This window comes from Mesorhizobium sp. WSM4310, assembly GCF_007003935.1.
Taxonomy (GTDB): domain Bacteria; phylum Pseudomonadota; class Alphaproteobacteria; order Rhizobiales; family Rhizobiaceae; genus Mesorhizobium.
On record NZ_VFTA01000034.1, the window covers coordinates 44,991 to 59,006 of the forward strand.

Consider the following 14,016-nt stretch of genomic DNA (forward strand, 5'->3'; position numbering starts at 1 on the left):
TCAGAACGCGCATCCCGGCTTGATGCCGAGCTTGCGGAAGACCATCGCCGCGGGGCAGAAGCCGGTGAACGCCGACTGCAGCATGTTCAAGCCGACGAACACCGTCAGCCATACGAACAGCGGCGAGACAAAGGCGGTGAGCACGACGGACAGCAGCACCATGATGCCGGCGAAGGCGAGAACGGAACGGTCGAGGGACATTGTCATCTCCATTTGTATATGATGATATCTAAATATAAGAATACAACTACCGACCGCAAGAGGCGGCGTCGAATTTGCGACAGCAACTCTCGCCCGCCGCCGGCTAGCGCCGGTCAGGCTCCCGGCACATCCGCCGATGCCTCGACCTTGATCTGCTTGAGCTTATCGATCCCAAGCGCCTGCAATGCGAGGCGCTCATAGAAGGGTTCGGACTTGCCGGCCCTTATCTTGTGCAGGAAATACTTCTCGAAACCGACCTTGGCGGTGTGCACCCATTTGCCGGAGGACGACCAGTTGACATTGCGCGGCGGGATCTGCGGCTGCGCCACGAAGGCGACGCCGGAATCGCCGAAATCGGCGAGGCAGACCGCATTCCATGTGCCCTGGGCGTCAGGCTGCTTGCCCTCCACCAGTCGGCCGATGTTGCGCGCCGTCGCCGTGACCATGGATTCGATCATGAAGCCGGTCTTGGGCACGCCGACGGGGACCGGCGTCTTGCCGATCGGCGGGATGGCGACGCAGACGCCGACCGCGAATATTTCGGGGAACGCCGGGTTGCGCTGGTGCTTGTCGACAAGGATGAAGCCGCGCGGATTGGTCAGGCCCTCGATGCCGCGCACCGCCGCCACGCCGCGAAAGGCCGGCAGCATCATGGCATAGGTGTGCGGCAATTCATGCGCCTGCCGGACCGACCCGTCGTCGGCGAGTTCCTGGATGAACATCTTGCCGGGCTCGACCTTGTCGACTTTGGCGTTGCAGATCCACTTGATGTGATGCTGGCGCATCTCGCTCTCGATCAGGCCCTTGGTGTCGCCGACGCCGTCGAGGCCGAGATGGCCGATATAGGGTTCGGAGGTAACGAAGGTCATGGGCACGCGGTCGCGCACCCAGGCGTCGCGCAGCGCCTTGTCGAGGATGAAGGTGAATTCGTAAGCCGGCCCGAAGCAGGACGCGCCCTGGACCGCGCCGATGACGACCGGGCCTGGCTTGGCGACGAGCGCGTCGAAGGCGGTCCTGGCCTTGAGCGCGTGATCGATGTGGCAGACTGACTGGGTGTTGTGCTCCGGCCCGAGGCCCTCGATCTCGTCGAAAGCGAGTTCGGGACCGGTGGCGATGACCAGATAGTCGTAGGAGACAGATGAGCCGTCTTTGAGTTCCACCGTGCGCTCGACCGGGTGGACGCGCCTGGCTCCCTGCGGATGAAAACCGATCTTGCGCCGTGCCAGCACCGGAGCAAGGTCTATTTCCACCGCTTGCCTGTCGCGCCAGCCGACGGCGACCCAAGGGTTGGACGGTACGAATGAATAGTGGCTGCCATTGTTGACGACGGAAACCTGGTGTTCCCCGGCCAGTCCGTCGCGAAGCTCGTAGGCCATGATGGTGCCTCCCAGCCCGGCACCCAGGACGACTATATGCGCCATGTTCTTCCTCCGTTGCGGCGTCGCTTTGGCGCAACGCCAACACTGCTGATCCCGCGCGGGATTGGCTGATTTTGCGCCATTGTGGCAGGCTGCGACTTGACGCTGATCAAGCGACCTTGACGGTGCGAAGCATCGGCATCGATCCATCGACTTGACAGGCAGCCGTGCCAGACTAATATTATTCGTAACTCTTAATATGATAATGTGTTCATATGCGCAATATAAAAATAGCCGACCTGGACAAGCAGGCGCGCGAAGCGTCCGAACTGCTCGCCGCGATGGCAAATGAAAAACGGCTGATGATCCTGTGCCATCTGCTGGACGGCGAGACGAGCGTGAACGAACTGGCCGAACTGGTTGCGATGAACCAGTCGGCGCTGTCGCAGCAGCTTTCAAAGTTGCGCGCGCTCAAGCTCGTGGATACGAGGCGCGACGCCCAGCAGGTCTACTACCGGTTGGCTTCGCTGGAGGTCGAGCGAATCCTGCAGACGCTCTACGGCATCTATTGCGATCCGCAGACACGGATCGCCAGGGTCGGCAGCCGGTAGTCTGCCGGCCGACAGCAGGAATGCCTTATGCCGCTTGCTCGGCTTCACCGCCGATGCCGTTCAGCACTTTGAGCGCATCGGCCGGCAGGTCGAGTTCGGCCGCCGCCAGGTTTTCGCGGAGATGACTGAGCGAGGAGGTGCCGGGGATGAGCAGGATGTTGGGCGCGCGGCGCAACAGCCAGGCGAGCGCCACCTGCATCGGTGTCGCGCCGAGTTTCCTGGCGACATTGGCCAGCGTGTCCGACTGCAGCGGCGTGAAGCCGCCGAGCGGGAAGAACGGCACATAGGCTATGCCGTCGGCGGCAAGCGCATCGATCAGCGCGTCGTCGTCGCGGTGCGCGATGTTGTACTGGTTCTGCACGCAGACGATCTCGGCGATGCCGCGCCCCTGGGCGATCTGGGTCGCTGTGACGTTGCTCATGCCGATATGGCGGATGAGGCCCTGGCGCTGCAATTCGGCGAGCGTGTTCAACTGCGGCTCGAGCGATCCTTCGGCGGGGCCGTGGATGCCATGCATGGAGCGCAGGTTGACGACCTCGATCACATCAAGCCCGAGATTGCGCAGATTATCGTGCACGGCCTCGGTCAGCTCCTTGGGCGACATTGCGGGAAGCCAGGACGCATCGGCGCCGCGCCGGGCGCTGACCTTGGTGACGATGGTGAGGTTGGCGGGGTAGGGGTGCAGCGCTTCGCGGATGATCTGGTTGGTGATGTGCGGGCCATAGAAATCGGATGTGTCGATGTGGTCGACGCCACTGGCGATCGCCTCGCGCAGCACGGCAAGGGCTGCGTCGCGATCCTTGGGCGGGCCGAAGACGCCGGGTCCCGCCAGTTGCATGGCGCCGTAGCCGAGGCGCTTTACGGTGCGGTCGCCGAGTTTGAAGGTTCCGGCCTTGCTGATGTCGGTCATGGTCTCATCTCCTGTGGATCGGCCCAATGTAGACAAAGCGCGCATGCGCGATAATATGGTGCAATCGGCACAACCTGTGCGAAAAGGCGAACAATGGCAGCGGATCTCGGCGACCTACAAGCGTTCATGGCGGTGGCGCGCGCCGGCGGTTTTCGCGAGGCGGCACGGGTGGGCAATGTCAGCGCCTCCAGCCTCTCGGAGACGGTGCGGCGGCTGGAGACCGGGCTCGGCGTGCGGCTGCTCAACCGCACCACGCGCAGCGTCGCGCCCACCGAGGCCGGCGCGCGCCTGCTCGAGCGACTGGGTCCGGCGCTCGGCGAAGTCGAGGCGGCGCTCGACGTGGTCAACGGCTTTCGCGGCCGCCCCGCCGGCACGCTGCGGCTCAACGTGCCTGTCGTCGCGGCGAAACTGGTGCTGCCGCGCCTGTTGCCGCCTTTCCTCGCCGCCTATCCCGACATTCGCGTGGAAGTGACCGCCGAGGACAGTTTCGTCGACATACTGGCGAGCGGCTGCGATGCCGGCATCCGCTATGAAGAGCGGCTGGAGCAGGACATGATCGCCGTGCCGATCGGCCCGCGCCGGCAGCACTACGCCGCCGCCGCCGCACCGGCCTATCTCGACCGGCACGGCCGGCCCGAGCATCCGCGCGACCTGCTCCGTCACGCCTGCCTGCGCGGCCGCTTCGCCAGCGGCCTGACGCCGCCCTGGGAGTTCGAACGCGACGGCGAGGTGGTGAGCGTCGAGCCGACCGGCCCGCTGCTGGTCAGCACCGGCACGGCCATGGCGCTTGCGCTCGAGGTGGCGGTGGCCGGCGGCGGCATCGTCTCGCTGTTCGAGGACTGGCTGCGCCCCTATTTCGACGATGGCCGGCTGGAGCCGGTGCTGAAGCCCTGGTGGCAGGAATTCTCAGGCCCGTTCCTCTACTATCCCGGCCGGCGGCTGACGCCGGCACCGCTCAGGGCGTTCATCGACTTCGTCGGTGGTATGCGCTGGGGCTGATTTCGAGCCGATATCGCGCCGCCGGATGTGCCATGCCCGTTGGCCCTGCTTGCCTGGTTCCTTCGACCGGGAGTCAAATGCCTGACGTAACACTTTGTTGTCATTGAGGGACTATCGAGGAGGCGATACGGCGAAAGCCCGGTGACAGGAAAGGCGCGCAATGGGTTCGCCCTGGTCCGAATTGCTGGCCAATCTCGCGGTCGTTGCGATGTTCGTTTCGGTCTGGATCCACACGCATGTGTGGCTGGATCGCAGGCCGGCCCCGGTAAAGGCCGCGGCCTTCGGCCTGCTGACGGGCGCCGGCGCCATCGTCCTGATGCTGACTCCCATGCAGTTGCAGCCGGGCGTGCTGGTCGATCTCAGGGCGACGATGATCGCCATTGCCGGCTTCTTCGGCGGTCCTGTCGCCGGTATCGTCGCCGGCGTCATGGCCGGTGCCTTCCGGACCTTCGAGGGCGGCATCGGCGCCTTCGCCGGCGCGGTCGGGATCGCGGCCACCATGCTGGTCGGTGTCGGCGGCAATCTTGCGCTCAGGGGCCGCGCGCCCACCATGGGCGACATCATGATCCTTGGCGCGGCGACCGCGGCCGGCTCGCTGCTTGGCCTCAGCGTCCTGCCGCGGTCGGTCGTACAGACGGTTCTGCCGCAGGTGGTGTTTCCCTCCAGCCTGCTCATCTTTGTCTCCGTGGCGATGTCGGGGCTGGCGCTCCACCAGGAGCGGCGTCGCCTCGAGGCGCTGCAGTCGAGGCGCATCTTCAAGACCGTGGTCGAGACCTTGCCCGACTGCCTCAATGTCAAGGATCTCGACGGACGCTTCATCGCCGCCAATCCGGCGACCGCCGAATTGATGCACGCGGCCAACGCGAAGGCGCTGATCGGCAAGACGGATTTCGATTTTTACCCCAGCGAAACGGCGCGGGAATTCCGCGAGGACGAGCTCGCCGTCCTGGCGTCCGGCGTCGCCTCCACCATCGAGCAGCATCTTCACCATGAGGACGGCACAGATGGCTGGCTGGCAACGCTGAAGGCGCCGTTTCGCGACAAGACCGGAGCCGTCATCGGCCTGATCACGCACAATCGCGATATCACCGAACGCAAGCGGCTGGAAACCGAGCTGGCGGAAAGCCAGGCAAGGCTGGGAGACGCGCTCACGCACATGGCCGACGGCCTGGTGATGTTCGATCCCGCCGGAAAGCTCATTCTGTGCAACGCCCAGTATCGCGCGATGTTTCCGAAGACGGCCGACATCAGGGTGCCCGGCACCGACTATCGCGATATATTGCGTGCCTCGGTCGCTCGCGGCGAAAGCATCACGCCGCCCGACGCCGTCGAGGGCTGGATTGCCGAGATCATGGTCACGCAAACGCATGCCAGCCACCGCCAGATACAGCTCGCCGACGGGCGCTGGCTCGACGTGCGGACCCGGCCGACGGGCGATGGCGGCAGCCTGAGCGTGTTCTCCGACATCACCGAGGCCAAGCAGGTCGAGGCGGAATTGCTGGCCGCCAACGAGAAGCTGAACCTCCTGGCGCATCGCGACGGGCTGACCGAACTGCTGACGCGGCGGGCCTTCGACGATGCGCTGGCGCGTGAATTCGCCCGCGGCAGGCGCAACGCCATACCCCTCAGCCTGCTCATCATCGATGTCGACTGGTTCAAGCGGTTCAACGACCATTATGGCCACCCGGCGGGCGACGAATGCCTGCGCGCCGTCAGCCGCTGCATCGAGGCGACGGCGCGTCGGCCGGCCGACGCCGCGGCCCGTTATGGCGGCGAGGAGTTCGCGCTCGTCCTGCCCGAGACCGACGCCAGAGGCGCCTTCGTCATCGCCGAGACCCTTAGGGGCAAGGTGCGCGACCTCCGGCTTGCGCATGCCGGCAGCGAAAAGGGCATCGTCACCGTCAGCATCGGGGTCGCCACTTTCGATGGGAGTGCCGAGATCGGGATCGCCGATCTGCTGCGGCGCGCCGACGAGGCCCTCTATGGCGCCAAGGCCGCCGGGCGCGACCGCGTGCATGGCTGGCGCCCGCATCTGAGCGAACCACGCACGACGGGTTCCCGGCGCAAAGCGTGAGCCATCGCCGTCACACCACTGTCATGGTCTACTGCCACTAATCCATAAATCTGGATATGTGGATTGATGGACAAGGCAACAGCATTGCAGGCGCTCGCCGGGCTCGGCCAGGAAACCAGACTGGAGGTGTTCCGGCTGCTGGTGCGGGCCGGGACCGAGGGCGTGCCGGCGGGCGAGATCGCGACGCGGCTGGGTGCGGTGCAGAACACCATGTCGGCGCATCTGAAGATCCTCGGCCAGGCCGGGCTGGTGCGTGCCGAGCGCGACGGGCGCAGCATCCGCTATACCGCCGACATGACCGGGTTTCGCGATCTGCTCGCCTATCTGATGGAGGATTGCTGCAATGGCGCGCCGGAGCTTTGCCAGCCGATCCTCCAGGCCGTGACCTGCAAATGTTGAGCTTGACATGACCGACCTTCGACGCCGCCTCGCAGCCGAAGCGCTGGGCACCGCCATGCTGGTTGCCACGGTGGTCGGCTCGGGCATCATGGCCAGCCGGCTGACCGGGGATGTCGCACTTTCCCTGCTCGGCAACACCATTCCCACCGGCGCCATTCTGGTGGTGCTGATCACCACGCTGGGGCCGGTCTCCGGCGCCCATTTCAATCCGGCCGTGACGCTGGTTTTCGGGCTGCGGCGCGACATCGGCTGGCTGGCCGTGCTGGGCTACATCACGGTCCAGATTCTCGGCGGCCTTGCCGGCACGCTGGTCGCGCATGCCATGTTCGACCTGCCCTTGCTCGAGGTGTCGGCGACGGTGCGCAGCGGGCACGGGCAGTGGCTGGCCGAACTGGTCGCGAGTTTCGGCCTGGTCTTCACCATCCTTGCCGGCTTGCGCTTCCGGGGCGATGCCATCCCCTGGCTGGTCGGGCTCTACATCACATCGGCCTACTGGTTCACCGCCTCGACCTCCTTCGCCAATCCGGCGGTGGCCATTGCGCGTGCCTTCTCCAACACGTTTGCCGGCATCCGGCCCTCCGATGTGCCGGCCTTCATTGCCGCGGAACTGGCGGGCGCGCTGCTGGCGCTGGCCTTGGCCGGATGGCTGTTGGCCGAACCCAAGACCTTCACCGACAAGACCGTCACTGAGATGAAAGCCGTGCAATGACCATCACCATCTATCACAACCCGGCCTGCGGCACGTCGCGCAACACGCTGGCGATCATCCGCCAGTCCGGCGAGGAGCCGCGGGTGATCGAATATCTGAAGGCGCCGCCGTCGCGCGAAAGGCTCGTCGAACTGATCGAGGCGATGGCGATGACGCCGCGCCAGTTGCTGCGCGAGAAGGGCACGCCCTATGCCGAACTCGGCCTTGGCGATCCCAAATGGAGCGACGACGAGATCCTCGATTTCATGCTGGCGCATCCGATCCTGATCAACCGGCCGATCGTGGTGACACCACTCGGCGTCGTGCTGGCCCGGCCGTCCGAAAAGGTGCTCGATATCCTGCCCAATCCGGATATCGGCCCGTTCACCAAGGAGGACGGCGAGGTCGTTGTCGACGCAAGCGGCAAGCGGGTCGTCTGAAGCCTATTTCGATATTCTTCGAAATAGGACTTGACGATTTCTGTCGCCGGCCGCATGCTATTTCCATGAAACTCGAACAAGCAGCGAAGCAACTGGAAGCGCTCGGCAATCCGACGCGGCTGAACCTCTATCGTATCCTGGTGCGGGCTGGCGAAGCGGGCCGGCCGGTCGGCTTCCTGCAGGAGAGCCTCGGCATCGCCGCCTCGACGCTGTCGCACCATCTGCACCGCCTGATCCTGACCGGGCTGGTCAGCCAGGAGCGGCAGGCGACGACGCTGATCTGTCGCGCCAACTATCCCATGATGAACGATCTCATCGGCTTCCTGGCCGACGAATGCTGCGCCGATGCCGCCTGCAATCCGGCAGCGGAAGACGCGGCTGCCTGAATTTTTGCCTGTTATTTCGATAATACCGGAAGGATAGAAACTGATGCAAAACGATCTGCCCATCGCCGTCATCGGCGCCGGTCCGGTCGGCCTGGCCGCCGCCATTCATCTCATCGCCAGGGGCCTGCCGGTAAAGGTCTATGAAGCTGGCGATGGTGTCGCCGCCAATTTGCGGGATTGGGGCCATGTGCGGGTGTTCACCCCCTGGCGCTATTGCGTCGACGAGGCGGCCAGGAAGCTGCTCGAAGGCCACGGCTGGCGGAGGCCGGACGCGGAAGCCTTTCCCACTGCCGATGAACTCGTCGCGCACTATCTCGAGCCGCTCGCCAACCTGCCGGAACTGGCGCCGGCGATCGAGACCAAGGCGCGTGTCGTGGCCATATCGCGCTGGGGCGCCGACAAGGTGCGCGGCAGCGAGCGCGGGACGCGGCCCTTCATGCTCGTCGTCGAAACCGCCGATGGGACAAGGCGCGACAGCGCCCGCGCGGTCATCGACGCCTCGGGGACATGGCGCACGCCCAACCCGCTCGGTGCCGGCGGCATCGCGGCGGAGGGCGAAGCGGAGTTTGCCGACCGTATCGCGTATGGAATTCCCGACATTCTTGGCCGCGACCGCGCGCTCTATGCCGGCCGCACTACGCTGGTCGCCGGTTCTGGCCACTCGGCGGCCAATGCCTTGCTCGACCTGGCCAGGCTGGCGGATGCCGCGCCCGACACGGCCTTCATCTGGACGGTGCGCGGAACCGACCTCGTGCGCATCTATGGCGGCGGCGACGCCGACCAGTTGCCGGCGCGCGGCGAACTCGGCGCCGATATCCGCGACCTCGCCGAAAGCGGCCGCGTCCAGCTGGTGACGGGCTTTGCCACGCTTGCGATCCGCGAGCATGACGGAAGGCTGATCGTCGAGGGGCAAAGCGGGGATGGCCTGGCTCAACTCGGCCCCGTCGACCGCATCATCGCCGCGACCGGTCAGCGTCCGGACCTGTCGCTGACCCGGGAGCTCAGGCTCGATCTCGATCCGTGGCTGGAAGGCGTCAAGGCGCTCGGTCCGCTCATCGATCCCAACGAGCATTCCTGTGGCGACGTGCCGCCGCACGGCCACCGCGAACTCAGCCATCCGGAGCCCGGCTTCTACACGGTCGGCATCAAGAGCTATGGCCGTGCGCCGACCTTCCTGCTATTGACCGGCTACGAACAGGTGCGCTCGGTCGCGGCGGCGCTCGCCGGCGACATCACGGCGGCCGACGCGGTGCAACTGGTACTGCCCGAAACCGGCGTCTGCACGGTGCCGGCGGGCGGCGCTTCGCGGGGCTGTTGCGGCGGACCGGCGCCGGCGGCGACCGATGCCTGCTGCGTGGCGGATGCCGACGCCAAGGCCGCCGGCAAAAGCGGTTGCGGCTGCGCCGGCAAGATGGAAGCCGCCGAGTGAGCGACGCCAAGATTCCTGCCTCCGCCATCTGGGCGCTGGGCACCACTCAGATCGTCGGCTACGGCACGCTCTACTACAGCTACAGCATCCTGGCGCCGGCGGTGGCGGCGGAACTCGCCTGGTCGCAGCAATGGGTGTTCGCCGTGCTGTCGGTGTCGCTGTTGGCAAGCGCCATCCTGGCGCCGTTCGCGGGCAGCCTGGCGGACCGGGTCGGGGCGGGGCGCCTGATGGTGCCGGGTTCGCTGGCGGCGGCGGGCGCCTTGCTGTTGTGTGCGTTGGCGCCGGGGCGCGCCGCCTTTGCCATAGGCGTGCTGGCCATGGAACTCGCCTCCTGCTTCGTCCTCTACAGCACGGCCTTCGTCGCCATCGTACAGCTCGGCGGTGCGCGGCGCGGCATCACCCATCTCACCTTGATCGCCGGCTTCGCCTCGACCCTGTTCTGGCCGCTGACGACGCTGCTGCACCAGCACCTCGGCTGGCGCGAGGTTCTCGCTCTGTTTGCCGCGCTCAACGCCTTTGTCTGCCTGCCGATCCATTGGTGGCTGGCCCGGCTTTCCAGCCGTATCGGCAAGGCGCGGGAGAGGATCGTCCCGGTCACGGCGAGCCTGTCGGGGTCAGCGCCCGGCCGGCGATGGTCGCTCCTGTTCGTCCTGGTGCTGGCCGGCTTTGCCATAGAGGGCTTCATGCTCTCGGCAATCCTCGTGCAGATGGTGCCGCTGCTCACTTTGGTCGGCCTCGGCGGCGCCTCGGTGCTGGTCGCCAGCCTGTTCGGCCCGTCGCAAGTGGCGAGCCGGCTGGTCAACATGCTGTTCGGCCGCGGCCTGTCGCAGACATCGCTGGCGCTCGGCGCGACCGCCGCACTGGCCGGCGGTCTTGCGGTGCTGCTCATGGTGGCGCCCTCCGTTTCCGGCGCCATGCTGTTTGCCGTGCTTTTCGGCTTCGGCTCGGGCCTGATGAGCATTGTCGGCGGCACGCTGCCGCTCGAATTGTTCGGCCAGGAACGCTACGGCTCCTATGTCGGCTGGATCACGGCAGCGCGCCAGTTCAGCTCCGCCTTCGCCCCGTTCGGCCTGACCCTGATGATATCGGGCCTCGGCGTTTTCCCGGCCTTGTGGCTGAACGTGGTGGTCGGCCTGTTCGGCATCGCCGCCTTCGCCGCCGTCGCGCTGATCAGCCGGCAGTCGCGCAAGGGTGAAAAGGGCGGCATGGCCAATGCGGCTGCGCCGGGCGCGGACAGTTTTACGGCAGCGCCGGATTACATGTCAGGTGCTCGTCTGAAAACGCTGAACTGAAAGGACTGAGAGGAGCCCCATGGCGTCAGGTGCAGATGGTCGAGTGTGCGAACAAGTGCAAAGCCGGATCCAAGGACTTGGGCGAGCTTGCTTGCGTCGTATCGTTGAACGGGCAGGCCGCTGCATTTCTCCGGCCCGTCGAGTGCGAACGTCGCGATAATCGCGTAGCCATCGGGTGCGAGTGCCCGCCTGAGTGTGACGAGGTAAGCGTCACGATCGGCTTCGTCGACCATGAAATGGAAGGCAGCCCTGTCATGCCAGACATCGTAAAGTCGCCTCGGCGACCACGTGCGAATGTCGGCAACAATCCAATCGATGTGCCCGCCTGTCCCAGCCAGCCGATCGCGAGCCGCCGCGATCGCCGTAGCGGACAGATCCAGGACAGTGACGTCCTCAAACTGTTGTTCTTGAAGATTATCCACCAGCCGAGAGGCGCCGCCGCCAACGTCAACGATGGCAGAGCTGCGCTCGGCAATCTCTTTGATCAACGAAAGCGAGGGCTCGGGATTATCTTGGAACCAACTGACGCCGTCCTCGCCCTTCGATTCATATGCTGCGTTCCAGTGCAACTGCGATGCCTCTTTCTCCATCGGGCCGGCCCTCACTTTTGGTGACACCGTCCAGCATATCAGTCGCGATGGCCGGCCGGCGATCAATTTGTGGAAGCACGATTATTCAGACCGGCAAGGATTGATCCGGCAGGCGCCGTTCCCGCCAAGGCACAGATTGCTGCCGGCTGACATTGCGCGGAAGTGGCAACCGATATTGCGCTACACTTTCCCCCGGCAGTCGCGGTAAATGCAGGGATGACCGATCCCTCCGCGCCGATCGTCAAGGCCGTCGCCATAGCCGCCGAACCGGCCAGGGTCTGGCGCGTGCTGACGACGCCCGGAATGATCCCGCAATGGATGTCCGACGAGGAGCTGACCGTCAGCCTGGAGGGGCATGCCGGTGGCGCGATCGTGATAGGCGGGCTGCTGCATGGCATGGCGTTCGAGAACCGTGGCACCGTCCGCGCGTTCGAGCCGGAGCGGCTGTTTGCCTACAGCTACTGGAGCACGCTGTCGGCCTCGCGCCTGGCGGACGTGCCGGAAAACCACACGCTGGTCAGTTTCGCCCTGGCGCCGGCAAATGGGGGAACACTGCTGACGCTGACGCTCAGCGACTTCGCCGAACCGGCGATCCGTCCGCACGCCAATCTCTACTGGGGTCCGACCTTGCAGATCTTGAAAGCGGTGTGCGAGCGGCGTTGAAGAGGGCGCCATCGCAGCGGCGCCGGTCGTTACCTCGGGCGCTTGGCCAAAGCGCGGATGCGGTCGGCGACCTTGCCGTCGACCGGGTTGTAGACGGTCAGGTTCAAATCCGGCCGGCCATCGACCGCGAAGGACGAATATTCCAGCTCGATATCGCCCAGTTCCGGATGCTTCAGGCGCTTTGTCCCGTCGCCATGGGCGAGCACGTCGTTCTCCTGCCACAGCGTGGCGAACTCGGCGCTGCCGCTGCACAGTTCGTCCACCAGGAGGGTGACCTCGGAGACCGCGCCGGCGCGCGCCGCATCGGCCCGGAACGCGCCGACCACGAAACGGGCAAGGTTTTCCCAATCATGCTGCTTGGCGCGGATGTGGGGCGTGAGGAACATGAAGCGCAATATGTTGCGCCGGCCGGCGGGGATGGTGCCGTAGTCGGTCAGCACGATCTCGGCGGCGCGGTTCCAGGCGACGACATCCCAGGTGGCAGTCTTGACCAAAGCGGGGCTGGCCTCGAGCGTGTCGATGAGGCGCTGCAGCCGGGGGCTGACGCCCTCGTCGCCCCGGTAGCGGACCTCGGGCGGACGGCCGAGCCCGAGCATGAAGAGATGTTCGCGCTCCGCCTCGGTCAAAAGCAGCCCCTTGGCGATACGGTTCAGCACATCGGCCGAAGGCGCGCCGCCACGGCCCTGCTCCAGCCATGTGTACCAGGTCGGGCTGATGTTGGAGCGCTGGGCGACCTCTTCGCGGCGCAGCCCCGGCGTGCGCCGGCGCCCGGAGAAGCCGAACGAAGCGGGATCGAGCCGGGTGCGGCGGTCTTTCAGGAAGGCAGCGAGCGAACCGGGGGTGGGCATCCTGTTAGCCATTATACCATGATAAGATCACTACTTTAATGGAATAATAGACCGGAGATACTGCGCGGGCAACTGTGCAGGAGATTTTGCATGCGTATCTTTTTGACCGGCGCCACAGGCTTCATCGGCTCGGCGCTCGTTCCCGAACTCATCCAGGCCGGCCATCAGGTGATCGGCGTCACCCGCTCCGATGCCGGTGCCGACGCGCTGGCGGCCGCGGGCGCCGAAGTGCATCGCGGAACCCTCGAGGAACCGGCAAGCCTGCGCAGCGGCGCGGCGAAGGCGGATGCCGTGATCCACACCGCCTTCGACCATGATTTTTCGCGCTTTGCCGAGAATTGCGAAAAGGACGCCCGAGTCATCGCGGCGCTCGGCGAGGCGCTCGCCGGATCCGACCGGCCGCTGGTCATCACCTCGGGCGTCGGCATGGGCAGCCCCGGACATGGCCAGCTGGCGGTCGAGGACGTCTTCAACGCCAGCCACCCCAATCCGCGCATCGCCTCCGAACTCGCCGGCAATGCCTTGCTGGAGGCCGGCATCAATTTGTCGGTCGTGCGCCTGCCGCAGGTCCACAATCCGGTCAAGCAGGGGCTGATCTCGCCGCTCATCGAGATCGCGCGCCAAAAGGGCGTCTCGGCCTATGTCGGCGAAGGCCGCAACCGCTATTCGGCGGGGCATCTCTCCGACGCCGCGCGGCTCTACCGGCTTGCCGTCGAAAAGCGCCAGCCGGGTGCGCGCTATCACGCGGTCGGCGAGGAAGGCGTCGAGGTGCGCGCCATCGCCGAGGCGCTTGGCCGGGGCCTGAAATTGCCGGTCGTCTCGATCGCGCCGGAAAAGGCGGCGGAGCATTTCGGCTGGATGGGAATGTTTGCCCCCATGGACCTGCCAGCCTCCAGCGCGCTGACCCAGGAACGGCTCGGCTGGCATCCGACCGGCCCGACGCTGATCGCCGATCTGGATGCCATGCGGTATTGAGGGGCTGCAGCCTCAGCCAGGGCTGACGGCGTAGCGCAAGTGGATGAGCCCATGCGCCAGGGTTTCGCAGCTTCTCAGCGACAGCCGCATCTTGCCGGCGAGGCCGCTTTCGCCGAATTCGACAAAACCCTGGTTTCGCGCCCGCGCATCGAA

16 protein-coding genes and 1 pseudogene are annotated in these 14,016 nt (G+C 65.8%); 11 read left to right on the forward strand and 6 right to left on the reverse strand.

The genetic code is table 11. The features are described from left to right. On the reverse strand, positions 1-201 hold the full coding sequence (locus FJV80_RS27885; RefSeq protein ID WP_095776080.1) for a DUF2892 domain-containing protein: 201 nt from the start codon (positions 199-201) through the stop codon (positions 1-3). A 113-nt stretch (positions 202-314) separates the two neighbouring features. Further along, positions 315-1,622 (reverse strand): FAD/NAD(P)-binding oxidoreductase, encoded by a 1,308-nt coding sequence (locus tag FJV80_RS27890; RefSeq protein ID WP_142877977.1) that lies wholly within the window; start codon positions 1,620-1,622, stop codon positions 315-317. A gap of 212 nt (positions 1,623-1,834) precedes the next feature. On the opposite strand from FJV80_RS27890, the gene FJV80_RS27895 reads away from it, so the two are divergent. Further along, positions 1,835-2,170, forward strand: a complete 336-nt coding sequence (locus FJV80_RS27895) for a metalloregulator ArsR/SmtB family transcription factor (protein WP_095793869.1) — start codon at positions 1,835-1,837, stop codon at positions 2,168-2,170. 25 nt (positions 2,171-2,195) lie between these two features. Here FJV80_RS27895 and FJV80_RS27900 read toward each other — a convergent pair whose 3' ends face one another. Next, a complete protein-coding gene (locus tag FJV80_RS27900; RefSeq protein WP_142877978.1) occupies positions 2,196-3,080 on the reverse strand; it encodes an aldo/keto reductase family oxidoreductase in 885 nt (294 codons plus the stop codon). A gap of 93 nt (positions 3,081-3,173) precedes the next feature. Here FJV80_RS27900 and FJV80_RS27905 point away from each other — a divergent pair, with 93 nt between their 5' ends. The 8 genes from FJV80_RS27905 to arsK all read left to right on the forward strand — a co-directional run bounded on the left by FJV80_RS27905 (position 3,174) and on the right by arsK (position 10,787). Next, complete coding sequence (locus tag FJV80_RS27905) at positions 3,174-4,079, forward strand: LysR family transcriptional regulator (protein WP_142877979.1); 906 nt, start codon at positions 3,174-3,176, stop codon at positions 4,077-4,079. Between the two features lie 160 nt (positions 4,080-4,239). Next, entirely contained in the window at positions 4,240-6,153 is a 1,914-nt protein-coding gene (locus FJV80_RS27910; protein ID WP_142877980.1) for a diguanylate cyclase, read from the forward strand. 66 nt (positions 6,154-6,219) lie between these two features. Further along, positions 6,220-6,552: a helix-turn-helix transcriptional regulator gene (locus FJV80_RS27915; RefSeq protein WP_095776057.1), complete on the forward strand. Its 333-nt coding sequence runs from the start codon at positions 6,220-6,222 to the stop codon at positions 6,550-6,552. 7 nt (positions 6,553-6,559) lie between these two features. Further along, positions 6,560-7,261, forward strand: a complete 702-nt coding sequence (locus FJV80_RS27920; protein ID WP_142877981.1) for an MIP/aquaporin family protein — start codon at positions 6,560-6,562, stop codon at positions 7,259-7,261. Continuing rightward, positions 7,258-7,680, forward strand: coding sequence for an arsenate reductase (glutaredoxin) (gene arsC / locus FJV80_RS27925; protein ID WP_095776055.1), 423 nt, complete (start codon positions 7,258-7,260; stop codon positions 7,678-7,680). Before FJV80_RS27920 ends, arsC begins: the two co-directional genes overlap by 4 nt. Positions 7,681-7,745: 65 nt before the next feature. Continuing rightward, complete coding sequence (locus FJV80_RS27930) at positions 7,746-8,066, forward strand: metalloregulator ArsR/SmtB family transcription factor (protein WP_095776054.1); 321 nt, start codon at positions 7,746-7,748, stop codon at positions 8,064-8,066. Positions 8,067-8,109: 43 nt separating this feature from the next. Next, entirely contained in the window at positions 8,110-9,495 is a 1,386-nt protein-coding gene (locus FJV80_RS27935; RefSeq protein ID WP_142877982.1) for an NAD(P)-binding protein, read from the forward strand. Beyond that, entirely contained in the window at positions 9,492-10,787 is a 1,296-nt protein-coding gene (gene arsK / locus FJV80_RS27940; protein WP_142877983.1) for an arsenite efflux MFS transporter ArsK, read from the forward strand. The genes FJV80_RS27935 and arsK overlap by 4 nt, the downstream gene beginning before the upstream one ends. On the opposite strand, the gene FJV80_RS27945 is transcribed toward arsK, so the two are convergent. Then, positions 10,751-11,377, reverse strand: coding sequence for a class I SAM-dependent methyltransferase (locus FJV80_RS27945; RefSeq protein ID WP_142877984.1), 627 nt, complete (start codon positions 11,375-11,377; stop codon positions 10,751-10,753). The two genes, arsK and FJV80_RS27945, sit on opposite strands and share 37 nt — an antisense overlap. Positions 11,378-11,593: 216 nt before the next feature. On the opposite strand from FJV80_RS27945, the gene FJV80_RS27950 reads away from it, so the two are divergent. Continuing rightward, on the forward strand, positions 11,594-12,040 hold the full coding sequence (locus FJV80_RS27950; protein WP_142877985.1) for an SRPBCC domain-containing protein: 447 nt from the start codon (positions 11,594-11,596) through the stop codon (positions 12,038-12,040). Between the two features lie 29 nt (positions 12,041-12,069). Here FJV80_RS27950 and FJV80_RS27955 read toward each other — a convergent pair whose 3' ends face one another. Next, positions 12,070-12,900: a helix-turn-helix transcriptional regulator gene (locus FJV80_RS27955; RefSeq protein ID WP_095793861.1), complete on the reverse strand. Its 831-nt coding sequence runs from the start codon at positions 12,898-12,900 to the stop codon at positions 12,070-12,072. A 78-nt stretch (positions 12,901-12,978) separates the two neighbouring features. Here FJV80_RS27955 and FJV80_RS27960 point away from each other — a divergent pair, with 78 nt between their 5' ends. Further along, the gene (locus tag FJV80_RS27960; RefSeq protein ID WP_142877986.1) at positions 12,979-13,863 is read left to right on the forward strand and encodes an SDR family oxidoreductase; all 885 of its coding nucleotides are present in this window, start codon (positions 12,979-12,981) and stop codon (positions 13,861-13,863) included. Between the two features lie 12 nt (positions 13,864-13,875). On the opposite strand, the pseudogene FJV80_RS35310 reads toward FJV80_RS27960, so the two are convergent. After that, positions 13,876-14,016 (reverse strand): annotated as a pseudogene (locus FJV80_RS35310) (riboflavin deaminase); the annotation flags it as partial.

Excerpts from the sequence above, each read along its gene's own strand:
- FJV80_RS27955 (WP_095793861.1), bottom strand. The coding sequence starts at position 12,900 with ATGGCTAACAGGATGCCCACCCCCGGTTCGCTCGCTGCCTTCCTGAAA.
- FJV80_RS27930 (WP_095776054.1), top strand. The coding sequence starts at position 7,746 with ATGAAACTCGAACAAGCAGCGAAGCAACTGGAAGCGCTCGGCAATCCG.
- FJV80_RS27900 (WP_142877978.1), bottom strand. The coding sequence starts at position 3,080 with ATGACCGACATCAGCAAGGCCGGAACCTTCAAACTCGGCGACCGCACC.
- FJV80_RS27890 (WP_142877977.1), bottom strand. The coding sequence starts at position 1,622 with ATGGCGCATATAGTCGTCCTGGGTGCCGGGCTGGGAGGCACCATCATG.
- FJV80_RS27935 (WP_142877982.1), top strand. The coding sequence starts at position 8,110 with ATGCAAAACGATCTGCCCATCGCCGTCATCGGCGCCGGTCCGGTCGGC.
- FJV80_RS27920 (WP_142877981.1), top strand. The coding sequence starts at position 6,560 with ATGACCGACCTTCGACGCCGCCTCGCAGCCGAAGCGCTGGGCACCGCC.
- FJV80_RS27895 (WP_095793869.1), top strand. The coding sequence starts at position 1,835 with ATGCGCAATATAAAAATAGCCGACCTGGACAAGCAGGCGCGCGAAGCG.
- FJV80_RS27950 (WP_142877985.1), top strand. The coding sequence starts at position 11,594 with ATGACCGATCCCTCCGCGCCGATCGTCAAGGCCGTCGCCATAGCCGCC.
- FJV80_RS27905 (WP_142877979.1), top strand. The coding sequence starts at position 3,174 with ATGGCAGCGGATCTCGGCGACCTACAAGCGTTCATGGCGGTGGCGCGC.
- FJV80_RS27910 (WP_142877980.1), top strand. The coding sequence starts at position 4,240 with ATGGGTTCGCCCTGGTCCGAATTGCTGGCCAATCTCGCGGTCGTTGCG.
- FJV80_RS27885 (WP_095776080.1), bottom strand. The coding sequence starts at position 201 with ATGTCCCTCGACCGTTCCGTTCTCGCCTTCGCCGGCATCATGGTGCTG.
- FJV80_RS27960 (WP_142877986.1), top strand. The coding sequence starts at position 12,979 with ATGCGTATCTTTTTGACCGGCGCCACAGGCTTCATCGGCTCGGCGCTC.
- FJV80_RS27915 (WP_095776057.1), top strand. The coding sequence starts at position 6,220 with ATGGACAAGGCAACAGCATTGCAGGCGCTCGCCGGGCTCGGCCAGGAA.
- FJV80_RS27945 (WP_142877984.1), bottom strand. The coding sequence starts at position 11,377 with ATGGAGAAAGAGGCATCGCAGTTGCACTGGAACGCAGCATATGAATCG.
- arsC (WP_095776055.1), top strand. The coding sequence starts at position 7,258 with ATGACCATCACCATCTATCACAACCCGGCCTGCGGCACGTCGCGCAAC.